The organism is Sphingosinicella sp. LHD-64 (genome assembly GCF_031157375.1).
GTDB lineage: Bacteria > Pseudomonadota > Alphaproteobacteria > Sphingomonadales > Sphingomonadaceae > Allosphingosinicella.
Map to the genome: position 1 here is coordinate 1,382,368 of NZ_JAVIFV010000001.1, position 21,335 is coordinate 1,403,702.

Below are 21,335 nucleotides of genomic sequence, written 5' to 3' on the forward strand. Positions count from 1 at the left end.
TTACGGTATTTTGACAGGCCCGATCATCCACTCGCCGACGCCGGAAAACAACCCGCCGCAGCGTCCCTCGCGCGATGAAGCGAATCCTGCGCAGGCTGGACCGAGGCGGATGCGTGGGGCCCGCCTGGTATCGGGGCGATTTCTTCAATGGCCATGTACGTTTACAGCACCGACGGCGAGCCCGTCGGCTTCGTTTTCGAAATGAACATCTACGATCTGGAAGGCACGCCGCTGGCCCGCATCATCGGCTCGCGCGTCCACCGCTTCGACGGCACCTATGTCGGCGAATGGTACAAGGACATGGTGGTGCGCCGCCCGCAGTCGCGGCCGCGGATCCTGCCGCCGGTCGAGCCGCCGCAGCGGCGCGCGCCGGCCGCCTTGTCCTACCGGCTGCGCGCGGTGGTCGACTATGGCTATCCGGACGCCTTTCCGCTGCTCCGCCAAAGCGTCAGCCACGAAGGCTATCTGAATCAGGCGGCGGAATGATCCGCCCTGGCATTCATGCACGGTTGAGACGGAACAGGTTACGGAAAAACCCATGATCCTGGTCGTCGACGACGATGAAGAGGTCCGCACCGCCATCGCCCGCGCGCTTGGCGAGCTCGGCTATCCGGTCCGCGAGGCCGCGGACGGGCCGGCCGCGCTTGCAGCGCTCGGTGAGGAGCGGCCGGAGCTGGTGATCCTCGACTATCGCATGCCGGACATGGACGGGGCCGAGGTGGCGCGGGCGATCGCCGGGATCGATGCCGATCTGCCGGTCATCTTCTCGACCGGCCACGCGGCGCTGCGGGCGTTGCGCAACGCGGCGGGCGAGGATGTGAGCGTGCTGGAGAAGCCGTTCACCCTCGACGAGCTCGACGCGTTGCTCAGCAGCCACCTCGCCGAAGGACGCCGCCGCCGCCAGGCCGCCTGATCGCAACAAAACTGTCACGATCGCCGCGCAGGATGCGGCGCTCCATGGACCTCATCTGCTACACCTATCCGGGTTGGGCGCCGCGCATCCGGCCCGCCTCGCCGAAGCGCGACTGGATGGAGAAGACGCCCGAGCGCTTCGCCTATCGCTGCCTGCCGCTCGCCATCGCCAACGCCCATGGCTGGGAGCTGCTCTCGCCCTGCGGGTTCGAGGCGCGCTGGACCGGCAGCCTGGCCGCCGATGGCGTCGAGATCCGCGTCGATCCAGGCAATGAGGGCAAGCAGAAGCCGGTCGCCCTGTTCGGCCATGGCACGATCACCTTCCATGTCGAGGGCATCTTCCGCACGCCGGAGGGCTGGAACCTGTGGGCCGGCGGCCCGCCCAATGCCGCCAAGGACGGGATCGCCGCGCTGGGCGGCGTGATCGAGACCGACTGGTCGCCCTACACCTTCACGATGAACTGGCGCTTCACCCGGCCGAACCACTGGGTGCGGTTCGAGGAGAACGAGCCGTTCTGCTTCCTCTTTCCCGTCCAGCGCGAGGTGCTGCTCGAGACCGAGCCGAGCATCCGGCCGATGACCGAGGAGCCGGGGCTCAAGGAGGCGTTCGAGGCGTGGAGCAAGTCGCGCGACGACTTCCACAAGTGGATCGCCGAGAACCCGCCCGAAGCCTCGGCCGACAAGTGGCAGAAGCTCTATTTCCGCGGCCAGCGCCCGGACGGGTCGCCCGGCCCCGGGGATCACAAGTCGAAGCTGAGGCTCAAGCCCTTCCGCACTCCCGACGGCAGCCTGATGGAACCGCCCGAGCCGAAAGCCGCCTGCCCGGTCGCGCACCAGTCCGTCCCGGCCGCTGCGGCGCCGGCGATCCTGGCGGCCGCCGCGCCGCTGCAGAATCCGGCGCTGGCGCTCACCCTCGACCGGCTCGGCTTCAATGCCGCGCCGCAGGCGCAGGCGCCTGCCCTCGCCCTTCCCGTTCAGGCCAAGCCCGCCGGAGGACTCGCCGAAAAACGGCGCGACTGGTTGCTCGCCGCGATGGAGCGCCAGCGCGGCCTCGCCAGCAACGGCGCCGTGCCGCGGGAACGGGGACTCCCCGGCGATGAATTCCTGGCACGCTACTATGCCGCCAGCCGGCCGGTGGTGATCGAGGGCGCGCTGGAAGACTGGCCGGCGCGCATCCGTTGGACCCCCGACTATCTCAAGCGCAAGGTCGGCAAGGCGCGGATCGAATATCAGGCCGGGCGCGACGGCGATCCCGATTTCGAGCTCTACAAGGACCGGCACAAGGTCGGCGCGCCGTTCGACGCCTTCATCGACGCCATCCGCCGCCCCGGCAACGACGCCTATCTCACCGCCTACAACAGCAGCGCCAATCGCGCCGCGCTGAAGCCATTGGAGCGCGATCTCGGCCATCTCGACGCCTATCTGACGCGCGGTCCGGGCATGATCTGGATCGGGCCGGGCGGCACGTTCACGCCGCTCCATTTCGATCTCACCAACAATCTGATCGCGCAGATCGTCGGCACCAAGGAGCTGCTGCTCGTCCCGCCGTCCGAGACGCCGAACATGTACAATCGGCGTCACGTGTTCAGCGACGTCCACGACCTCGCCGACGCGGCGCGGCTGGAGGCCCATCCGCTGGCGCGTGACGTGCGTTCCTATGCGGTCGAGCTGCAGGCGGGCGACGTCGTCTACATCCCTGTCGGCTGGTGGCACCAGGTCCGCGCCCGCGACTTCAGCGTGACGCTCACCTACACCAACTTCCGCTGGCCGAACGATGCGTGGGAGAGCTTCCCGGGCGAATGACCGTCAAGAAAAACCCCGCCGCGGCAGGGCCTTGGCGGGGTAAATGGTGGGCGTGGCAAGGATTGAACTTGCGACCCCTGCGATGTCAACACAGTGCTCTACCACTGAGCTACACGCCCACCGGACCCGATTCATCGGGCCCGTATTCAAGATACCGGGGGGCGCATGTAGCGGCACGCTTGCGGCGGCGCAAGGCGCCTTTTCCGCGAAGTCGTGGCCGGTGCGTCCAGGCCCGGGTCTACGCAAATGTAGGTCGAATGGCCAAGGTTAGGCTGGCAACCTTCGCCTGAGAGCGGGCCTACAGCCGCCCGTGCTGATCCTCGCTCTGGAACATCCGTTCCACTTCGGCGACCAGGTCCTTGAGGTGGAAGGGCTTCGACAGGACCTTGGCATCCGGCGTCTTGCGGCCGGCCTTCAGCGCGACCGCGGCGAAGCCGGTGATGAACATCACGCGGATGTCGGGAACCAGCGCGGCCGCCTTCTGCGCGAGCTCGATGCCGTCCATTTCCGGCATGACGATGTCGGTGAGCAGGAGGTCGAAGCGCTCGCTCTCCAGCAGCGGCAGCGCCGCGGTGCCGCGGTCGACCGAGGTCACCGCATAGCCGACGCGCTCCAGCGCGCGGGCAAGATAGATGCGCATCGAGTCATCGTCTTCGGCGAGAAGAATCTTCAGCATCCGCGCGTCCCGACCGGCAGTGTCATCAAGCGACTCCATGGGGCGGTGTATGCGCCCTGCGCCCCGCTTTGAACAGTCGCACTGAACGCAAGATTGCGCCTGTCCCAACCTGGTTCTACTTGTGGACCGATCATGACCAGCGACGCCGCGCCGCCGTTTATCCGTCTCGGGCCCGATGAACCCAATTCGCCGGTGGTCGTCTCGGTTCCCCATGCCGGCCGCAATTATGGACCGCAGCTACTGGGAGGATCCCGCCTGCCGCAATCGGCGCTCGAGCTTCTGGAGGACCGGCTGGCCGACCGGCTGGTCTGGCGCGCCACCGAGGCCGGCGTCGTCACCTTCGTCGCCCAGGCGCCGCGCGCCGAGATCGATCTCAACCGCGAGGAGCGCGAACTGGATCCGGCCATCATCGCGCCGCCGCTGCCGCCCGCCCATGTCGTCCAGTCCGCGCGCATCCGCGGCGGGATCGGCCTGATCCCGACCCGGATCACCGGCTTCGGCGCGATCTGGCGCAGCCCGATCCCGCGCGACGAGTTGACCCGGCGGATCACCCAGATCCACCGCCCCTATCACGCTGCAATCGACGCCGCGCTGCGGGCGGCGCGCGCGCGATTCGGCGCCGCAGTGCTGCTCGACTGCCATTCGATGCCGCCGCGTCCCGACGGCGAGCCGCCGATCGTGTTCGGCGATCGCCACGGCACCGCGGCCGCGCCGGGCCTGCTCGACGCCGCCGTTTCGGCGGCGGCCGTGCTCGGCTATCGCTCGGCGCTCAACGATCCCTATGCCGGCGGCCATGTCGTGGCGCGCCACGGGCGGCCCGACCGGAACATCCATGCGCTTCAGATCGAGATCGACCGGTCGGCCTATCTCGACACCGAGCTGCGCGCCCCCGGGCCGGGCTTTGCCGCGATCTGCCGGCTGGTCGCGGCCGTCGCGGAAGCGCTGGAAGCCCGGATCCTCGGCACCGCCCAGCCCCTCGCCGCGGAGTAGAAGGCCGCTGAATAAAAAATGACCGCCTCACGTTGCCGTGAGGCGGCCAGGTTCAGGGAGGAGCACCTCGCGATGGAGGTGCGTCGCGCCGCCGCAAAGGGGGGAATACGACGACGCGAACCATAAAATAGGCGGGTTTTTTTCCGTTTCAATGACAGACGCACATTTTCTCGCGCCCGGAACTTGAGCCTCGGGCGACGCGGGAAGACGACAGGAGCAGAAAAGGCCGCGGTGATGGCTCACCGCAGCTTTTTCAGGATTTCAGGCGTTGACCGGGGTCAGTTCCGGCGCGCCGGGCACCTTGCCCTGCGACATCTGCCGCGCGAAAATGTCGCGGACCAGCGAGAGCGAGAACAGGTGCGCGACGATGAGCGCGAGAATGCCGTTCTGGTTGATCTTCCGCAACTGGTCGCCATGCAGCTCGCGGAACTTCTCTTCCGAGACCATCTGGAAGCCGCGATAGACGAACGGCTGGTCGGAACCTTCGGGCTGGATCGAGACTTCGCCGTCGATCAGCAGATCCAGGCCCTTGAGCTCGTTCATGAACGCGGTGGTGCGTTGGCCGGCAAGTTCGAAATCTTCGCAGAATTTGAGCACATTGTTCAGATGCTCGCTCGGCTTCTCGTCGTCGAACAGCGCCTGCCCCTCGTCGAACGCGCCGACCAGATCGGTGGTCGGATCGAAGCACAGCGACAGCTCGTCCACCTCGGGCCGCAGCCGCGCGAGCAGATAGGGATAGCGCCGCACATAGGCGGGCACGTAGAACGGATTGTGCGGCTTGCCCTCCTCGTCGACGAAGGTGTTGACCCCCTCGTTGAGGCCGAACAGCGCCAGCGGCACGCTGTTCTCGCCGCTCGAGAAGACGATCGGCGTGTGGCGCTGCGCGTGGATGAACTCGTCGATGGTCAGCGGGACCGCATGGATCCTGGCGAAGAACGGCGCCTTGTCGCTCGGCCGGCTGTGATAGGCGCCGTGCTCGTTGCTCGAAAGCGGCCTCAGATCGTTGTACATCACTGGAAGGTTGGGCGGCGGCTGGGTCGCCATGACGTTCTCCATCTCGGGATTGGATCACGGCATGCCGGTGGCAGGCCGCAATTTCAGACCATCGGTCTATGGGCCCGGAGCGATTTAGGCAAGCGGGACCAGCTTGCCGGGATTCATTATTCCCCCGGGGTCCAGCGCCCGCTTGATCGCGCGCAAGGCGTTGAGGCGCGCATCGCCGCCGAGCCGGGCAAATTCCGCGAGCTTCATCTGGCCGATGCCGTGCTCGGCCGAGATCGACCCGCCGGCGGCGGTGACGAGATCGTGCACCAGCGCGCTCACCGCCGGCGCCTCGGCCTCCAGCCAGGCGGGCGCCGCGCCGGCGGGCGCCATCACGTTGAAATGGATGTTGCCGTCGCCGAGATGGCCGAAGGCGTTGACGCGCGTCCCGGGAAACCGCGCCTCCACCGTCCGAGCACCCTCGGTCACGAAGCGCGGCATGTCCGCAATCGCGACCGAAATGTCGTGCTTCGCCGCCGGCCCCGCCGCCTTCTCCCCCTCGGCAATGTTCTCGCGCAGGCGCCACAGCGCCTCGGCCTGCGCCTCGCTGGCGGCGATCGTCGCGTCGGACGCGAGCCCGGTCTCGAACGCGGCGCGCAGCGCCTCGTAGAGCAAGGGCTCGGGCCCCGGCGCGCCCATCGGCGCCACCGCCTCGACCAGCGCATACCAGGGATGCGGCGCATCGAGCGGATCGCGCGTGCCCGGCACGTGGGCAAGGACCAGGTCGAGCGACAGCCGCGGCACCAGCTCGAAGCTCTCGACCGCGTCGCCGAGCGCCGCGTCGAGGTGGCGCAGCAGGCGCATGGCCGTATCCGGGGTCCCGAGGCCGATCCAGGCGACCGCGCGCGCCCCGATCGCCGGCACGAGCCGCAGGCTGGCCGCGGTGACGATGCCGAGCGTTCCTTCCGCGCCGATCAGCAGCTGGCGCAGGTCGTAGCCGCGATTGTCCTTCTTGAGCGCAGTGAGCCCGTCATAGAGCGACCCGTCGGGCAGCACCGCCTCGATGCCCTGGACGAGCCCGCGCATCGTGCCGAAGCGCAGCACCTGGGTGCCGCCGGCATTGGTCGACACCAATCCGCCGATCGTCGCGGAGCCCTTGGCGGCAAGGCTGAGCGGGAAACGGCGCCCCGCCGCCCGCGCCGTCTCATGCAGGTCGGCGAGCACCACGCCGGCGTCGCAGACCGCCAGGCCAGCCTCGGCGTCCAGCTCGCGAATCCGGTTCATCCGCCTGAGCGAGACGACCAGCGCCGCACCGGACCCGTCGGGCGTCGCGCCGCCCACCATCGAGGTGTTGCCGCCCTGCGGCACCAGCGGCACGCCTTCGGCGGCGCACAGCCGGACGATCCCGGCCACCTCCTCGCGGCCGGCCGGCGACAGCATCGCGGCCGCCACGCCATGGAATCGTCCGCGCCAGTCGGTCAGCCAGGGCGCCATCGCCCCGGGATCGGCGGTGAAGCCCTTGGGGCCCAGCAGGGCGGCGAGTCGGTCGAGCAGGACGGGGGACGCGAAAGCCATAGCGGCGAGATAATCACGCGCTCGCGGCACGGCAATTCATCGGCTGTTCAACAAGGCCCGTAAAAGCCAGCCGGCGCGATGGAGGGAATCCGGTAGATGCTGTGGGGTGCCGCCGCCCTGTTACTGGTCGCATGGAGCGACGGCGGCGGTGACGTGCGCGTGCAATACGCCCAGGCCGGCAGCATCTCGATCCGCCAGCAGGTCATCATCCGCATTCCCCGCACGAGCGGCGCCCAGCGCAGCGCCGCCCGGCGCACCAACTGGCGGGAGGGCCGCGGGCCGCGCTGCATCCCGGCCACCCGGGTCGCGGGGGTCGGCCTGGTCGGCGAGAACAGCGTCGACCTCATCCTCAACGACGACCGCCGTATTCGCGCCCGCCTCGGCGGCCGCTGCCCGGCGCTCGATTTCTACCGGGGCTTCTACATCACCGCGACCGAGGACGGCCGGATCTGCGCCGACCGCGACGCGATCCGCTCGCGCGCCGGCGCCGAATGCGAGATCGAGCAGTTCCGCACGCTGTCTCCGGTGGCGGAATAGAGCCCGCCGGAGCGGCGCTTGCTTGACAAGCCCCTCCGCTTCGCACAAGCGCCTCCCTTGAAGCGGCCCGTCTCCGTCGATCCGCCAATCCCGGACCTTGCATGAGCTTTGCCGATCTCGGCCTTTCCGACGAATTGCTCCGCGCCGTAGCCGAGGCGGGCTACGACACGCCCACGCCGATTCAGAAGCAGGCGGTGCCCTCGGTGCTGATGGGCCGCGACCTGATCGGCATCGCCCAGACCGGCACCGGCAAGACCGCCGCCTTCGTCCTGCCGATGATCGACATATTGGGTCAGGGCCGGAGCCGCGCGCGCATGCCGCGCTCGCTGATCCTGGAGCCGACCCGCGAGCTCGCCATGCAGGTCTCGGAGAATTTCGAGAAGTACGGCAAGCATCACAAGCTCAACATGGCGCTGCTGATCGGCGGCACCAACATGGCCGACCAGATCAAGAAGCTCGAAAAGGGCGTCGACGTGCTGATCGCGACGCCGGGCCGGCTGATGGACCTGTTCGGCCGCGGCAAGATCCTGCTCACCGGCTGCAACCTGCTCGTCATCGACGAGGCGGACCGGATGCTCGACATGGGCTTCATTCCGGACATCGAGGAGATCTGCTCGAAGCTGCCGGCCAACCGCCAGACCCTGCTCTTCTCCGCGACGATGCCGCCGCCGATCAAGAAGCTGGCCGACAAGTTCCTGTCGAACCCCAAGTCGATCGAGGTCGCGCGGCCGGCACAGACCAACAGCCTCATCGACCAGCGCATCCTGCGCGTCAGCACCGCCAAGAAGCGCGACGCGCTGGCGGATATCCTGCGCCATGGCGACGTGCGCACCGCGATCGTCTTCTGCAACCGCAAGACGACGGTGCGCGAGCTCGCCACCAGCCTGAAGCGCGGCGGCCTCAGCGTTGGCCAGATCCATGGCGACATGGAGCAGTCCGAGCGGATCAAGGAGCTCGAGCGCTTCAAGGCGGACGAGATCAACATCCTGATCGCCTCCGACGTCGCGGCTCGAGGCCTCGACATCAAGGGCGTCAGCCACGTCTTCAACTATGACGTGCCCTGGCATCCCGACGACTATGTCCACCGCATCGGCCGCACCGGCCGCGCCGGCAAGACCGGCATCGCGATCACCCTGGTGACCCGCGCCGATGCCGAGGCGATCGACAACATCCAGAAGCTGACGAGCACCAAAATCCCGGAGCTGGACGGAGGCAGGGCCGCGTCAGCGCCCTCGGCCGGGGAGGCCGAGGCCGACGCTGGAGATGAAAAGCCCAGGCGCGGCCGCGAGCGCCGACCGCGCCGCAGCGACAAACCCGCGGCCCGGGAGGACCGGCCGAAGCCGGACCGCGCGGCCGCCAGGCCCGAACGCGCACCCCGCCGCGAACGCCGTCCCGAGCCGGACGACAACATGTCCGACGAAGGCTGGAACGGCCCGGTCCCGAGCTTCCTCGGCCAGGGCTTCGGTAGCTAAGGCCGATGTCCAAGGAGGCGGTGCCCTCCCCCTGCATCCTCGTCTGCACGCTCGATCCGGGCACCGACACCTGCACCGGTTGCGGCCGCACTCTCGACGAGATCGCCGAATGGGCATCGGCGCCTCGCGCGCGCCAGCTCGAGATCGTCGCCGATGCCGCCGCCCGGCTTGCTGCGATACACGCAGATCAAGCTCCCCTCCCTGGACGGGAGGGGCCGAGGGTGGGTTGCGAGCGAAGCGAGCCTTCAGAAACAGGATAAGGTGAGATGAGCGGCATCGAGCCGCCCATCTCACACCCACCCCTACCCCTCCCTTCCAGGGAGGGGGATTGCGAACGCGGACCTTGATCAGCCGAGGTGGCGTTCCAGCACCACGTGCGTCGACACCTCCGCGATGCCCGGCACCTCGGCGATCGCGGCGCGGGCCGCCTCGATGCCGGCAACGGTCTCCGCCGCGACGCGGACGATGAGGTCGACCGGGCCGGTGACCGAATGGATCATCTCGATCGCGGGGATGCGCTTCAGCATCGGCACGACCTGCGGACAGCGATAGCCGGACGCGAACTTGATGGTGAGATAGGCGCTCTCCCGCGCCGCTGCGCTTCCCTCCACCACGGTGAATCCGGCGATCGCACCCGACGCCTGGAGCTTGGCCAACCGGTCCTGCGTCGCGGTGCGGGACAGGCCGAGATCGCGGGCGAGCGCCACCACCGACCGGCGCGCGTCGCGCCGGAGCAGGGTCAGCAGCAGCCGGTCCTTCTCGTCCATCGCACCTCCGCCGGCACTTTGCCGGTCTCGCCGTCGCATTGCTCAATGAAACCGGCAGCACGCGCGGGCAAGGGGCGGCGAGAAGGAGAAGCCCATGACCCCCGATCTTTCCCGCACCGTACTGCTGCCGATCGACGTCCAGCAGGGGTTCGACGATCCCGCTTGGCCCAGGCGCTGGAACGCCGACATGGAAGCGAACGGCCGGGCATTGCTGGCCCGGTGGCGGGCGGCGGGCGCGCCGATCATCCACGTCCGCCACGATTCGGTGCAGCCCGGATCGACCCTCGCGCCCGGCCATCCCGGCAACGGCTTTCGGGGCGGGTTCGAACCGCTGCCGGGCGAGCCGGTCGTCGCGAAGAGCGTCAACTCGGCCTTCATCGGCACCGACCTGGACCTGCGCCTGCGCCGGCTCGGCGCGGAGAGGATCGTCACCTTCGGCATCTCGACCGACATGTGCGTCTCGACCACGATCCGCACCGGCGCGAACATGGGCTGGACACTGCTGCTGGTGCCGGACGCCTGCGACTGTTTCGACCTGCCGGACGGCCAGGGCGGCACCCTTCCCGCGCGCGCCATCCACGATGCCCATATCGCCACGCTCGCCTTCGAATTCTGCGAAGTTGCCCTGACGAGGGAGCTGATCAGCTAGGACCAATCGACATTCAGCATGAAACTCCCTCTCCCCAGCGGGGAGAGGGTTGGGGTGAGGGGGTTCTGCCTCCGAGAATAGTCCCAAATGCCCGACACCCTCACCCTGCCCTCTCCCTCAAGGGAGAGGGTACAAACCGAATGTCGATCCGTCCTAGCGGCAACCGCGCTCGGCCTCGAGCCGCCAGAGCTGGCGGCGGCGCTCCGAGGCCGAGCGTTCCGCGCGGCGGCGCGTCTTCGAATCGGCGACGCCATAGCCGCGCCCGGCCTGGTGACCGGCGAGCGCGGCAGCGCGCGCCACCTCGCTGACATGCCCCTCGAAGCCCTGAACCCGCGACAGCGCCGCCGCGATGGCGGCGCAGTCGAGTTCGGTTCGTTCTGCGTCGGACAGCGGCTCCAGCCGCCCGTAGGGATTGGTCGTGCAGCCGGCGAGCAACGCCGCCGCGCAAAGCCCCGCGATCTTCGACACCATCGGTTCGAATCCAACCAGCGCGGAGCAGCAGGACGCTGCTTAGCAGGGGACGGCCGATCCGGGCCAGAGGCAATGCAGGAAAACAAAAGGGAGCGGGCGAACATCTGCGCCCGCTCCCCATCGCCCCGTGGCCGCCGTCAGAGCGCGACGATGCCCCCGTCGTTCTTGGTGACGACGATCGTCGCCGAGCGCGGCCGGCCGCTGGCGGTGCCGCCCTGGCTCTGCGGCCAGTTGCTGGTGATGTTGGTCGGGCCGCCATTCTCGCCCGGATGCTGGATGTTGACGAAGAGCGTGCGCCCGTCCGGCGTGGTATCGACGCCGGTGAGTTCGCACTCCTTCGGGCCGACCATGAAGCGCTTCAGCTTCACGCCCGGACTGGCGCCGACGAACGTGCTCTGCTGGGCGGTCGCGCCGCCCGCGCCGGTGTTGGTGATCGTTCTCGCCCCGCCGTCGCCGGTGCGGCCCGGAATGGCGACCAGCATCTGGTTGTTGGTGACGTCGGTGAAGGCGCCGTCGTCGGTCTGGATCCACAGCAGCGGGTTGATCAGGCCCGACGGATTGGTCGGCCGGGCGAACCAGATGCCGTCCGGGCTGGAGAAATCGTTGGTCGCATCGAGGCCGGACAGGTTGATGTTGTTGGGATCCGCATCGCCATTGGCGCCAAACAGGTAGATGTCCCAGGTGAAGGTCAGCGACTCGCTGTTGTCGTTGGCCTCGCGCAGCCGCAGGATGTGGCCATTGGGATTGCCGAGCGGATTGGCCGAGCCCGATGTCCGGGGATCGGCATAATGCCGCGGATTGGCGGCATCGGTGGCGTTGAGCGGGCGCTCGTTCGTCCGGTTGTTGGTCAGCGTCAGATAGATTTCGCCGGTCTGATACTGGGTTGCCGTCCATTCCGGACGGTCCATCTTGGTCGCGCCGACGGCATCGGCGGCGAGGCGCGTGTAGAGCAGCACGTCGGCCTGATCCTGGAACGGGAAGATCGGGCTGGCCGGCGTGATGCCGTTCTGGCCGAACACCAGCGGGATCCAGCTGCCGGTCCCGTCGGCGTTGAACCTGGCGACGTAGAGTGTGCCGTTGTCGAAATATTTGTCGCCGATCGCGAGCCGGTCGGCCGCCTGCGCGTCGGCCGGGTTCCAGGCATTGGCCGAGATGAACTTGTAGAAATATTCGTTGCGGGCGTCGTCGCCGGTATAGATCGTGACCTTTCGGCCCGAGACCCACTGGCCGTGCCACGCGCCCTCGTGGCCGAGCCGGCCGAGCGCGGTCCGTTTGCGGGGCGCCCTGGTCTTGTCATAGGGATCGATCTCGACGACCCAGCCGAACTGATTGGCCTCGTTGCGATAGTCGCCCGTCCCGTCGGCCGGCTGGGCGGTGTCGACGGTGATGTTCCAGCGGCGGAAGCGGGTGTCGCTGGCGCCGGCGGCCGGCGTGACGCTGGCCCAGCCGTAATTGCCATTGGCCCCCTGCGGGATGCCGTAGCGGTTGAAGGCGGTGATCTCCCGGGCGCTGCGATTGGCATTGTCGCCGGCCGCGCGGCGGAAATACCCCGCCCAGTTTTCCTCGCAGGTGATGAAGGTGCCCCACAGGGTGAAGCCGAGCGCGCAATTGTTGATCGTGCCGCGGCCGCGTGTGCCGTCGGTCGAGAAGGCGGTCCTGAGCTGCGCATTGCCGCGCACGGGTCCGTTGAACTGGACGGGCGTGTTCGGCGTGACGCGGTGGTTGAAGGCCGAACTCTGGTTGTAGGCCCAGGTGCCGTTCGTGCCCCTGGCGATCTCGACCACGCTGACACCGTGCGCTTCGATCTCCTTGATCGCCTCGCCCTCCGGGCGGGGCGTCGTCGTGCCGTTGCCGGTCGGCCCGTTGGGATGGAGATAGGGCTGGTTGATGTTCTCGTGATTCATGGTGAGCAGGCCGCGCGCGCTGCTGTTGTCGTCGCGGGCGGTGCCGGCGGCATTGAGGCCGTACCAGTACATGCCGTCGCAATGGTCGCCGGCGCGCTGGGCGAAATTGGTGTCGGTGCCGTCATTGGCATAGGCCGGCACGCCGGCTGCGAGCGGATCGCCGAGCCGGTAGAGGACGCTGACCGTATAGCCTTCCGGGACGGTGACCCTGTCGTCCAGATTCTTGGCCACCGCGGTGAAATCGAGCGTCGCGACGTCGACCGTGACGGTCGTGTTCGCGCCGACGCTGCCGCCGCGCGAATCGCGCGCCGAGAAGAGGAAGCCCAGGGGGGTCGGCCCGGACACCGCCGGCGCGATGAAGCTCGCCTCGGTGGTGCCGGCATTGGTCAGCGTCACGGCCGGCCCCGAAGTCTGGGTCCAGCCGATCACCTCGAGCCCGCCCGACACCGAGCCGACCAGCCTCACCACCTTGCCGGTCCGCGACGTGCCGTTCTGGCCGGCGTTGACGCTCGGATCGGCGTCCCCGCCGTCATCGTCGTCGCAGGCCGCGAGCAGGCTGGACGAGAGCGTCGCCATGGTGAGCGCCGCGACGCCGCCGCGCAGCGCCTGGCGGCGCGAGTAGCGGGCCTCGATCAGGCTGGAGAGGTGCGGATTGTCCGAAAGGTTGGTGTCGACGTCGCCGTCCGTATAGCCGCCCGAAAGCGCATGATCGTTCATCGCAAGGCCCCATCTGCTGTGTCGGAAGAATCAGGCGGGGCGCGCATGCCCCGCGCCCAGCTATGGCGGGAGGATGTGACACGACGCTGATCGTGCGATGGCGGCGCGGTTTCAGGAAAAGGTCAGTTCGGAGACTCTAGCGACTCCGGTAGCGGGCGCGGAACGCGGCGGCATAGGCGGCCAGCCGCGCCTCGGCGATCGCCGCGCGCAATTCCTGCATCAGCCGCTGGTAGAACCAGAGATTGTGCTCGGTCATCAGCATCGCGCCGAGGATCTCGTTCGAACGGACGAGATGGTGGAGATAGGCTTTCGACCAGCCTGCCACGGGCGAATCGGGATCGAGCGGCTCGGGATCCTCCGCGAACTTCGCGTTGCGGATGTTGATCGGGCCGTCCCGGGTGAAGGCCTGCCCCGTCCGCCCGCTGCGCGTCGGCAGCACGCAATCGAACATGTCGATGCCGCGCTCGACCGCGCCGACGATGTCGTCGGGCTTGCCGACCCCCATCAGGTAGCGCGGCTTGTCGGCGGGAAGCTGTCCCGGCGCGAAATCGAGGCAGCCGAACATCGCGTCCTGCCCTTCACCGACCGCCAGGCCGCCGACCGCATAGCCATCGAAGCCGATGTCGACCAGCGCGTCCGCCGATGCTTTGCGCAACTCTTCGTCCAGCCCGCCCTGCTGGATGCCGAACAACGCACCCCCGTTGCCGAGCGCGTCGAACGCGTCGCGCGAGCGCTTCGCCCAGCGCATCGATCGCTCCATCGCCGCCTTCTGCGCCTTCTCGACGTCGGTGGTCTTCACCAGCTGGTCGAAGGCCATCACGATGTCCGAGCCGAGCAGGGTCTGGATCTCCATCGACCGCTCCGGGGTGAGCAGGTGCCGGCTGCCGTCGAGATGACTGGCGAAGGCGACCCCGTCCTCGCCGACCTTGGTGAGCTCGCTGAGGCTCATCACCTGATAGCCGCCGCTGTCGGTCAGGATCGGCCGCTCCCAGCCCATGAAGCGGTGCAGGCCGCCCAGCTTCGCCACCCGCTCGGCGCCGGGGCGCAGCATCAGGTGATAGGTGTTGCCGAGCAGGATGTCGGCGCCCGACGCGCGCACGTCGGCGGGCTTCATCGCCTTCACCGTCGCCGCGGTGCCGACCGGCATGAACGCGGGCGTGCGGATGTCGCCGCGGCGCATCCGGATCGTGCCGGTGCGGGCGCGCCCGTCGGTGGCGGCGATTGAAAAGGCGAAACGCTCGGTCAAACTCTCGTCATTCCAGCGAAAGCTGGAATCTCCCTGAACTTCGGTGAGGAAGAAAATGAGATTCCGGCTTTCGCCGGAATGACGAGGGGGGTCAATCCGGGCAGCGCGTCCATGTGTCGCGCGGCGAGGCCGGCAACCATTGCAACGCATCCGCCACGGCAAAGTCCTCCGATTCCCGGCTCTGCTGCTCGAGCAGGTAGCCATGGCCGGCACCATAGATCGCGACGATGCGCTCGTGCGGGCCGCTGGCGAGCGCGCGCAGGTTGTTCAGGATACGCAGGTTGCGCGTGTACCAGGTGCCGACCCAGGCCGCGCCCGGATTGGCGCCATTGAGCTCGCCGAGCTGCGCGACGTAATAATAGGTCCGGTGGTTGGCGAGCCGGTAGGCGGATGTGTTGACGGCGCGCACCCAGGCCGAAACGGGCGTGCAGGCCATCAGCCGCGCGCTCGCATCGGCCTCGGCCTGGAACTGGCTCACCCAGGTCCGGAACGCCGCGCCCCGGCCGTGTGCCTCCGCCCAGGCGGGATAGTCGTAGTCGGACTCCGCTCCGGGCGCATTTTCGCTCCAGTCCACCGCATCGACGCGGGGCAGGCCGAGCCGCGCCGCAAGTCTGAGGCCGATCTGGTCGCGCTCATTGGCCGTCAATGCGAAGTGCCCGGCACGATAGTCGGCATAGCGCCGGTCGAGCCGGGCCTGCTCGCTTGCCGGCCATTCCACGGCGACGCGGGTCGGCCTGAAGGCCGCCAGCCGCTCGACGACGGCTTCGATCTCGCGCTGCCGCTCGGGCGAAAGCACGTCGGGGACGCGGATGTTGACCACATCTCGCCCGGGATTGCCGAAATGCGGCGTGCCGACGATCAGCAGGGCGGGCTTCTCGCCCGTCTGCGCAGCCGCCGGCACAGCCGCAAGCAGGCCCGCGATGAGGGCGGTAGAAATCTTCATGCAAGTCTCCATTGGCAATTATGCTACATATGTAGCACACACGCGTTCGCGTCCGTCAAGCCGGCCCCGGCTCCGCAGCGCGCAGGATGGTGGCGACGAGCCGGTTGAGCGGCGCCGATATGCCGTGCGTCTCCCCCAGCCGGGCGATCACCCCGTTGCGCGCGTCCCATTCCATCCGTCCGCCGGCCATCCGGTCGGCGTGGATCGAGTTGACCGAATCCGGCGGCGAAGCCTGATAGCCCTCGACCACGCGGCGCGCCGTGTCGTCGTCCAGCACCGCGCCCTCGGCCCGCCCGACCGCGACGCATTCGGCGAGCAGCCCGTACATCAGTTCAGCGATGTCGGGATCGCGGGTGACGATGTGCGGCTTCAGCGTCAGCGCACTCACCGCCCCGGCGCAATTGACCGCGAGCTTGCGCCACAGGACGCTGGTGAAGTCGTCGGAGGTGGAAACCCTCAATGCCGTGTGCCGGAACAGGTCGACGAACGCGGCCCCGTTCACGCCGGCCGGGACGACGATCACGCCCTCGCGCCGCTGCCGCACCCGTCCCGGCGCGTCGCGCTCGGCGGGGATGTCGACCATCGCCGGCACGATCCGCTCGAGCGGGACCCAGGGTGCGAAGCGGGCGAGATGCTCGACCCCGTTCTGCAGCACCGCGACGCGGGTTTCGGGTCCGAGCAGGCGTTCGATCCAGCCCGCGGCGCCGGGCGCGTCATAGGTCTTGGTGCAGACCAGCACCCAGTCGACCGGCCGCGCCGCGGCGGGATCGGTCAGCACCGCCGGCGCCGCCGCGATCGGCCCGTCCGGCGTTTCGACCGCCAGCCGCGCGACCGGGGTGCGGGCGCAGAGCGTGACCGCCAGCGCCGGCGACTGCGCCAGCCACGCGGCGACCGTGCTGCCGATCGCACCGGGACCGATCAGGGCAATGGTGGTAGGAGCGGCCATGGGTAGGACTTAGAGTCTGTCTGATTGAATTTGAACTACCCCCGCTCATCCTGAGTAGCGGCTGAGCTTGTCGAAGCCGCGTATCGAAGGACAAGCGCGGTCCCTACCCAGGATGAGCGGTTCAATTTAACTCGAAAAAGGTCCCAGCGCCGCATCAGCCCAGCGCAAGCTCCCAGGTCTCGCCCGTCTCGGCCTTGCCGAATTCGCGATGCTCCTCGGTCGCGACGATGCGGAAGCCCTGGCTTTCGTAGATGCGCCGGGCGCTGGTCAGGACCGTGTGGGTCCACAGCCGGATGGTGTGATAGCCGGCCTCGCGTGCGAATTTGACGCATTCTGCCACCAGCGCCGAGCCGATGCCGAGCCCGCGCGCCCAGGGTTCGACATGGAGCAGGCGCAGCTGCCCGACACCGTCGCCCGCATCGACCAGCATGATCGCGCCCGCCATCATGCCGCCGCGCTCGGCGACCCAGCACTGCTCGCGGCCCGGCTTGAAATCGCGGAGGAAGGCGGTGGTCACCTCGCCCTGCAGCACCTCCATCGGCCGCTTCCAGCCATAGGGCTCGTAGAGGATCGACTGGCGCGCGGCGATCAGGGCGAGATCGCCGGTCCGGAAGGTGCGGATGTGCCAGGGCGCCTCGCCGCCGCCGAGCAGGCCGGTGACCGCCTTCAGCGCCTCGACCAGCATCTCGCGATCGGCCGCGCCCAGCCCCTCGATCCGCGCGGCGGTCGCGGCGCGGGTGCGCGCGTCAAGCGCATCGAACATCGTGCGGCCCGCCGGCGTCAGCGAGATCGGCCGCCGCCGCGCATCGCTGCCGCGGCCGCGCGCGATCCAGCCCTTGGTCTGGAAGCGGCGCAGCATGCGGCTGACATAGCCGGCGTCGAGCCCGAGCACTGCCTGCAGCTCCGCCGCCACCGGCGCCTCGCGATTGGCGATCTCGTAGATCAGCCGCGCCTCGGCCAGCGACAGCTCGCTGTCCATGTAATGCGCATCCAGCGCGCCGGCGAAGCGCATGTAGAAGCGGTTGAAGGCGCGAACGGCGGGCACGGCGTCGAGCATGCGCGAAAACGTGCGTAAATTAGTTGCCGTTGTCAACTAATTTACGCACGTCGAACCCTCGGGCTGATTCGGCGCTGCTGGATTGCCTCTCCGGTCGAGGCGGAAGGCTTCAGGGCTTGAGCTTCCAGCCGGTCCGGAGCAGCGCGAAGCAGAGCAGCCCCAAGGCGACATTGATGCCGAGCAGGAGCAGCGCGCCGAACAGGATCGGCGAATCGGCCTCGCCGACGAAGCCGTAGCGGAAGCCCGAGATCACGAAGAAGAACGGGTTGGCGTGGCTGACCGCGGCGAAGGTCGGCGACAGCGAGTCGATCGAATAGAAGGTGCCCGACAGCAGCGACAGCGGCGCCACCACGAAATTGGTGACGGCGGCGGCATGATCGAACTTCTCCGCCCAGATCGAGGTGACGAGGCCGAGGAAGCCGAGCATCATGCTGCCCATCAGCCCGAACCAGAACACCGCCCAGATATGCTGCGGCATCACATGGACGCCGGGCCAGAGCAGCATCGCCGCCCAGACCGCGAGGCCGACCAGGAAGGCGCGGGTCACCGACGCACCGATCAGGCCGGTGATCAGCTCGCCGACCGAGAGCGGCGGCATCAGATAGTCGACGATCGTTCCCTGGATCTTGCCGACCAGCAGCGAGAAGCTGGAATTGGCGAAGGCGTTCTGGATCATCCCCATGACGATGAGGCCGGGGGCGAGGAAATCGGCGAAGCGGATCTGCGCCCCGCCCAGCGGCACGGTGCGCCCGTCGCGGCCCAAGGCGACGGTGAAAATGATCAGGAACAGCATGGTCGTGACCGCCGGCGCCCACACGGTCTGCAGCTGGACCTTGAAGAAACGCCTCACCTCCTTCACATAGAGGGTCTTGAGGCCGCCCCAATTGACGTTCCGGATGACGGGGACGCCGGGGGCGGTTCGAACCCAATTCGAAGGCTGGTCGTTCACAGGCGCCGTCGCTAGTCGCAGACGCCGTGGCCCGCAAGGAGTCGTTAGCGGCCTTCGCTGTGCTCGCTGTCGAGGTTACGCGCCATCGAGTCGCGGATTCGATCGACTCTCTGCTCGGGCGGGACGCTCCAGTCTCCCGAGTAGAACGACCGCAAATATGCCCGGTCCCAGTCCGACATCCCGTCTGCAATGATAGCGCCCTCCACGCGATCCCTGGCGAATATCGAAAGAATGGACTCCCGGGCTATGACGTCATGTTCAGGGCGGATGTTCCCGAGCACGACCATGGTGAGATAATCCGCCAAAGACTGGTTCGAGAGACCCGCGATCTTCGACGTGTCAACGAGCACCAACATGGTTTGCAAATCCATCCGTGAGCCGGTCGCAAGTCGCGAGGCGGTGCCTCGCATGCCCGGCACGGGCCGTTCCACCCCGCCGGTTTTCGGATCTACGGAGAAGCTGAAGGGGGTTTCCCCGTGCGCTCCTCGCAACTGGGCCGACGAAAGCCATCGAACAGGGGCCGCCGACGCCCAGAATGCCTCACGTTCGGCGCCCGAGAGGGAACCGAAAAATCCCGGGCGCTGATCCTCCAACCGCGCCCGCAAGGCGGTCGGATCGGGCGTGAAGATGATATAGGCCGAAGGCTCACAAGGCCGCTGAGGCACGATCTCCAGTCTGAGATTTTGCGCGACGGCCTCCATGCGGTCCACCAGATAGTTTCGGTAGTCGTTACCTACACCAACGACGTTGAGGCAAATGCGATCGGCCCACCTTGCCACGCGCCCATTTCGCGTCTCGGCGAGGATGGCGTTCAAATACTGGCTCACATCAATGCCGGACACCTGTCGCCTGCCGATTATCGTAATCTCATTGGGCGCAGCCTCGTTTGCAGCTGCCGGGGGCGCGCCGCCTGCATCCGGCGGTATTGCAGTTTGTGCTGCGGCCTGCGGCGCGGAGACGAAGAGCGCGAGAAGAATGAAGGCACTTTTGTGAGATCGAAGCGCGCTTCTCGGCAATCTATTCATACGTGGCCATCCTCGGCGGCTGCCGTCCGCATTGACCTTGCTACTCTTGATACACGAAACTCGAGCTCTGGCTTACATGTGCCTGCTCGAACGCCGTTTCGAACTCACGTAACTCCTGCGAATCGGCCACGTCGATCAAGGATGGAAATCCAAGCTTCCCGGTCGGGGTGAATAAGAAAGCGCCCCCGACGAGGAACTCGCAGAATGGCGCCAACAGCCGGATGTCTGGGTTAAGCTCTTCCATCCAAAGGAATTGACCGGCAGGATTCACCTCAAGGAATACCGTCTGTCCTTCCTTATCGACGATAAAATCGAAACATCCAAAGGCAAGGTTCAGTCGCTCCATCACCCTCGCGCACGCTTCCCTCAGGCGCTCATCGGGTGCCATCGGTTCGATCGGGAGGTCAGATCCACCCATTCGCCAATCGAGTGAAGAGATATCATCGTGCTGACTGTCCAGCTTCACAAATGTGGCATGGCTTCCAAATATCGTAACTCGTATCTCGTACGATTTCGGAATAAGATGCTGATAGATGGCGGGAGAGCTTGTCAACGCAATGTCATTTGCGAGTACCTCTTTGTTGACCTCGGCGGTCATGGCGGCAACTTTTCCCCCATGAGAATTTTCCCATAACGCTGGCGCAAAAGACTTTAGAATCACGCCCCGCCCGCGCGCACTTGCGACAAATTCTCTTATATCTCTGGAGTCGCAGGATATGAGAGTCGGAGGTATCTTTAGACCGACATCAATCGCTGCCCTGAGTTGAGATACCTTGTTGCTGGTAAGCAGGCTAATCGGTTGATTGGCCCAGAACGTATCCTTTGGAATTGCATCGAGGAATCCGTCAAAAAAATGTCCGAACTCCCGCTCAGCGATTAGCCTGTCTGTGGGGTGCAAGCCGTCAGGTGGCTGCGGCTTGGCATATTTACGAAACAGAATGGTCTTGTATGGTTTCAACTGCCTTCGGCCAGAATGCAGTTTTATTGTGCTGTTTTCGATGTAAATCGAGGCCTGATCAAATACCGGAATGTCAGAAGGGCACCAGAAGGAAACCTGGTAACCCCGCTCGCACAGCACGAAATATGCAAGAGTGGCATGTTGATCGTTCGCCGAAGAGATCACCAAGATGCTCATTACAGCTCCAACAAGTCAGTCGAATCAATTCCATAAGGCATCCAGGGTGTCAATCAACTAAACCCCGGTTGGCCATGTTTATTGAAGTATCTCGATATGATCTGTCAGAAAGGAATGGCTCCAGGTACATTGACACGTAATTTATGCGAGATACTCTTTGATCGCGGCGATGCTGCCGCATCATAAGGAGTCGTGCCATGACAGAATCTGGCGTTTCCTTTGGCGTCGAATCAAAGAGCGAATCTAGAATTGCATCTCGACTTCTCGCCAGGGAACTGACTGTCGAGGACGTGTCACGAGTATCCGGAAAACACTTTACCAAGGTCTTGGGGCTTGGAGAAATGGGCGATTGGGTTAATCCCTGATGCCGAACAGATTAATATGGCGATTCCAACTTTGGAGGCGGTCCCGCTGTGACGGGACCGCCCTTTTGCCGACTTTCCCTTGCCATCTCGCACGCAAGCGTGATTAAGGACGGGGGCCCAGAGGGGGCGCCCCTTGAACAATAGCGTGGCCTCCTTCACATAAGTGAACGATCACTCCGATTGACGCTCCCAGCCCCGCTGGAGCGCAGGGAAGC

At 66.7% G+C, this 21,335-nt stretch carries 21 protein-coding genes and 1 tRNA gene; 8 read left to right on the forward strand and 14 right to left on the reverse strand.

Annotation, left to right across the window (positions count from 1 at the left end):
- Nucleotides 1–153 precede the first annotated feature (153 nt).
- From RCO27_RS06720 to RCO27_RS06730, 3 genes are read left to right on the forward strand one after another with little or no spacing between them, the layout of a single operon-like run.
- Entirely contained in the window at nucleotides 154–486 is a 333-nt protein-coding gene (locus RCO27_RS06720; protein ID WP_309001857.1) for a 4-fold beta flower protein, read from the forward strand.
- A gap of 52 nt (nucleotides 487–538) precedes the next feature.
- Nucleotides 539–913, forward strand: coding sequence for a response regulator (locus RCO27_RS06725; RefSeq protein ID WP_309001858.1), 375 nt, complete (start codon nucleotides 539–541; stop codon nucleotides 911–913).
- A 32-nt stretch (nucleotides 914–945) separates the two neighbouring features.
- Entirely contained in the window at nucleotides 946–2,715 is a 1,770-nt protein-coding gene (locus RCO27_RS06730) for a DUF6065 family protein (protein WP_309001859.1), read from the forward strand.
- A 44-nt stretch (nucleotides 2,716–2,759) separates the two neighbouring features.
- On the opposite strand, the gene RCO27_RS06735 is transcribed toward RCO27_RS06730, so the two are convergent.
- Nucleotides 2,760–2,834, reverse strand: a tRNA-Val gene (locus RCO27_RS06735).
- A gap of 179 nt (nucleotides 2,835–3,013) precedes the next feature.
- Nucleotides 3,014–3,391, reverse strand: a complete 378-nt coding sequence (gene cpdR, locus RCO27_RS06740) for a cell cycle two-component system response regulator CpdR (RefSeq protein ID WP_309001860.1) — start codon at nucleotides 3,389–3,391, stop codon at nucleotides 3,014–3,016.
- Nucleotides 3,392–3,523: 132 nt separating this feature from the next.
- On the opposite strand from cpdR, the gene RCO27_RS06745 reads away from it, so the two are divergent.
- Nucleotides 3,524–4,381 (forward strand): N-formylglutamate amidohydrolase, encoded by an 858-nt coding sequence (locus RCO27_RS06745; protein WP_309001861.1) that lies wholly within the window; start codon nucleotides 3,524–3,526, stop codon nucleotides 4,379–4,381.
- Nucleotides 4,382–4,642: 261 nt separating this feature from the next.
- On the opposite strand, the gene RCO27_RS06750 is transcribed toward RCO27_RS06745, so the two are convergent.
- Both RCO27_RS06750 and RCO27_RS06755 read right to left on the reverse strand, forming a co-directional pair.
- Complete coding sequence (locus tag RCO27_RS06750; protein WP_309001862.1) at nucleotides 4,643–5,425, reverse strand: SapC family protein; 783 nt, start codon at nucleotides 5,423–5,425, stop codon at nucleotides 4,643–4,645.
- Nucleotides 5,426–5,509: 84 nt separating this feature from the next.
- Complete coding sequence (locus RCO27_RS06755) at nucleotides 5,510–6,937, reverse strand: FAD-binding oxidoreductase (protein ID WP_309001863.1); 1,428 nt, start codon at nucleotides 6,935–6,937, stop codon at nucleotides 5,510–5,512.
- A 96-nt stretch (nucleotides 6,938–7,033) separates the two neighbouring features.
- Here RCO27_RS06755 and RCO27_RS06760 point away from each other — a divergent pair, with 96 nt between their 5' ends.
- The 3 genes from RCO27_RS06760 (at nucleotide 7,034) to RCO27_RS06770 (ending at nucleotide 9,206) form a co-directional block, all read left to right on the forward strand.
- The gene (locus RCO27_RS06760; protein ID WP_309001864.1) at nucleotides 7,034–7,474 is read left to right on the forward strand and encodes a hypothetical protein; all 441 of its coding nucleotides are present in this window, start codon (nucleotides 7,034–7,036) and stop codon (nucleotides 7,472–7,474) included.
- Nucleotides 7,475–7,575: 101 nt separating this feature from the next.
- Entirely contained in the window at nucleotides 7,576–8,946 is a 1,371-nt protein-coding gene (locus RCO27_RS06765) for a DEAD/DEAH box helicase (protein ID WP_309001865.1), read from the forward strand.
- A gap of 5 nt (nucleotides 8,947–8,951) precedes the next feature.
- Nucleotides 8,952–9,206 (forward strand): DUF1289 domain-containing protein, encoded by a 255-nt coding sequence (locus tag RCO27_RS06770; RefSeq protein ID WP_309001866.1) that lies wholly within the window; start codon nucleotides 8,952–8,954, stop codon nucleotides 9,204–9,206.
- An 87-nt stretch (nucleotides 9,207–9,293) separates the two neighbouring features.
- Here the strand turns inward: RCO27_RS06770 and RCO27_RS06775 are convergent, their stop codons facing one another.
- Nucleotides 9,294–9,713 (reverse strand): Lrp/AsnC family transcriptional regulator, encoded by a 420-nt coding sequence (locus RCO27_RS06775; RefSeq protein ID WP_309001867.1) that lies wholly within the window; start codon nucleotides 9,711–9,713, stop codon nucleotides 9,294–9,296.
- Nucleotides 9,714–9,807: 94 nt separating this feature from the next.
- On the opposite strand from RCO27_RS06775, the gene RCO27_RS06780 reads away from it, so the two are divergent.
- Nucleotides 9,808–10,362: a cysteine hydrolase family protein gene (locus RCO27_RS06780; RefSeq protein ID WP_309001868.1), complete on the forward strand. Its 555-nt coding sequence runs from the start codon at nucleotides 9,808–9,810 to the stop codon at nucleotides 10,360–10,362.
- A 153-nt stretch (nucleotides 10,363–10,515) separates the two neighbouring features.
- Here RCO27_RS06780 and RCO27_RS06785 read toward each other — a convergent pair whose 3' ends face one another.
- From RCO27_RS06785 to RCO27_RS06825, 9 genes are all read right to left on the reverse strand, one after another.
- Nucleotides 10,516–10,833 (reverse strand): hypothetical protein, encoded by a 318-nt coding sequence (locus RCO27_RS06785; protein ID WP_309001869.1) that lies wholly within the window; start codon nucleotides 10,831–10,833, stop codon nucleotides 10,516–10,518.
- A 137-nt stretch (nucleotides 10,834–10,970) separates the two neighbouring features.
- Entirely contained in the window at nucleotides 10,971–13,454 is a 2,484-nt protein-coding gene (locus RCO27_RS06790; RefSeq protein ID WP_309001870.1) for an alkaline phosphatase PhoX, read from the reverse strand.
- 136 nt (nucleotides 13,455–13,590) lie between these two features.
- Nucleotides 13,591–14,700 (reverse strand): tRNA guanosine(34) transglycosylase Tgt, encoded by a 1,110-nt coding sequence (gene tgt / locus RCO27_RS06795; protein WP_309001871.1) that lies wholly within the window; start codon nucleotides 14,698–14,700, stop codon nucleotides 13,591–13,593.
- A 91-nt stretch (nucleotides 14,701–14,791) separates the two neighbouring features.
- On the reverse strand, nucleotides 14,792–15,643 hold the full coding sequence (locus RCO27_RS06800; RefSeq protein WP_309001872.1) for a DUF5694 domain-containing protein: 852 nt from the start codon (nucleotides 15,641–15,643) through the stop codon (nucleotides 14,792–14,794).
- Nucleotides 15,644–15,698: 55 nt separating this feature from the next.
- Nucleotides 15,699–16,589: a 2-dehydropantoate 2-reductase gene (locus RCO27_RS06805; RefSeq protein ID WP_309001873.1), complete on the reverse strand. Its 891-nt coding sequence runs from the start codon at nucleotides 16,587–16,589 to the stop codon at nucleotides 15,699–15,701.
- Nucleotides 16,590–16,743: 154 nt separating this feature from the next.
- On the reverse strand, nucleotides 16,744–17,646 hold the full coding sequence (locus RCO27_RS06810; RefSeq protein ID WP_309001874.1) for a helix-turn-helix domain-containing GNAT family N-acetyltransferase: 903 nt from the start codon (nucleotides 17,644–17,646) through the stop codon (nucleotides 16,744–16,746).
- A gap of 109 nt (nucleotides 17,647–17,755) precedes the next feature.
- Complete coding sequence (locus tag RCO27_RS06815; RefSeq protein ID WP_309001875.1) at nucleotides 17,756–18,595, reverse strand: ABC transporter permease; 840 nt, start codon at nucleotides 18,593–18,595, stop codon at nucleotides 17,756–17,758.
- A gap of 44 nt (nucleotides 18,596–18,639) precedes the next feature.
- The gene (locus RCO27_RS06820) at nucleotides 18,640–19,620 is read right to left on the reverse strand and encodes a hypothetical protein (RefSeq protein ID WP_309001876.1); all 981 of its coding nucleotides are present in this window, start codon (nucleotides 19,618–19,620) and stop codon (nucleotides 18,640–18,642) included.
- 40 nt (nucleotides 19,621–19,660) lie between these two features.
- Nucleotides 19,661–20,755 (reverse strand): hypothetical protein, encoded by a 1,095-nt coding sequence (locus RCO27_RS06825; protein ID WP_309001877.1) that lies wholly within the window; start codon nucleotides 20,753–20,755, stop codon nucleotides 19,661–19,663.
- Between the last annotated feature and the right edge of the window lie 580 nt (nucleotides 20,756–21,335).

Excerpts from the sequence above, each read along its gene's own strand:
- RCO27_RS06720 (WP_309001857.1), top strand. The coding sequence starts at position 154 with ATGTACGTTTACAGCACCGACGGCGAGCCCGTCGGCTTCGTTTTCGAA.
- RCO27_RS06725 (WP_309001858.1), top strand. The coding sequence starts at position 539 with ATGATCCTGGTCGTCGACGACGATGAAGAGGTCCGCACCGCCATCGCC.
- RCO27_RS06730 (WP_309001859.1), top strand. The coding sequence starts at position 946 with ATGCGGCGCTCCATGGACCTCATCTGCTACACCTATCCGGGTTGGGCG.
- cpdR (WP_309001860.1), bottom strand. The coding sequence starts at position 3,391 with ATGCTGAAGATTCTTCTCGCCGAAGACGATGACTCGATGCGCATCTAT.
- RCO27_RS06745 (WP_309001861.1), top strand. The coding sequence starts at position 3,524 with ATGACCAGCGACGCCGCGCCGCCGTTTATCCGTCTCGGGCCCGATGAA.
- RCO27_RS06750 (WP_309001862.1), bottom strand. The coding sequence starts at position 5,425 with ATGGCGACCCAGCCGCCGCCCAACCTTCCAGTGATGTACAACGATCTG.
- RCO27_RS06755 (WP_309001863.1), bottom strand. The coding sequence starts at position 6,937 with ATGGCTTTCGCGTCCCCCGTCCTGCTCGACCGACTCGCCGCCCTGCTG.
- RCO27_RS06760 (WP_309001864.1), top strand. The coding sequence starts at position 7,034 with ATGCTGTGGGGTGCCGCCGCCCTGTTACTGGTCGCATGGAGCGACGGC.
- RCO27_RS06765 (WP_309001865.1), top strand. The coding sequence starts at position 7,576 with ATGAGCTTTGCCGATCTCGGCCTTTCCGACGAATTGCTCCGCGCCGTA.
- RCO27_RS06770 (WP_309001866.1), top strand. The coding sequence starts at position 8,952 with ATGTCCAAGGAGGCGGTGCCCTCCCCCTGCATCCTCGTCTGCACGCTC.
- RCO27_RS06775 (WP_309001867.1), bottom strand. The coding sequence starts at position 9,713 with ATGGACGAGAAGGACCGGCTGCTGCTGACCCTGCTCCGGCGCGACGCG.
- RCO27_RS06780 (WP_309001868.1), top strand. The coding sequence starts at position 9,808 with ATGACCCCCGATCTTTCCCGCACCGTACTGCTGCCGATCGACGTCCAG.
- RCO27_RS06785 (WP_309001869.1), bottom strand. The coding sequence starts at position 10,833 with ATGGTGTCGAAGATCGCGGGGCTTTGCGCGGCGGCGTTGCTCGCCGGC.
- RCO27_RS06790 (WP_309001870.1), bottom strand. The coding sequence starts at position 13,454 with ATGAACGATCATGCGCTTTCGGGCGGCTATACGGACGGCGACGTCGAC.
- RCO27_RS06800 (WP_309001872.1), bottom strand. The coding sequence starts at position 15,643 with ATGAAGATTTCTACCGCCCTCATCGCGGGCCTGCTTGCGGCTGTGCCG.
- RCO27_RS06805 (WP_309001873.1), bottom strand. The coding sequence starts at position 16,589 with ATGGCCGCTCCTACCACCATTGCCCTGATCGGTCCCGGTGCGATCGGC.
- RCO27_RS06810 (WP_309001874.1), bottom strand. The coding sequence starts at position 17,646 with ATGCTCGACGCCGTGCCCGCCGTTCGCGCCTTCAACCGCTTCTACATG.
- RCO27_RS06820 (WP_309001876.1), bottom strand. The coding sequence starts at position 19,620 with ATGAATAGATTGCCGAGAAGCGCGCTTCGATCTCACAAAAGTGCCTTC.
- RCO27_RS06825 (WP_309001877.1), bottom strand. The coding sequence starts at position 20,755 with ATGAGCATCTTGGTGATCTCTTCGGCGAACGATCAACATGCCACTCTT.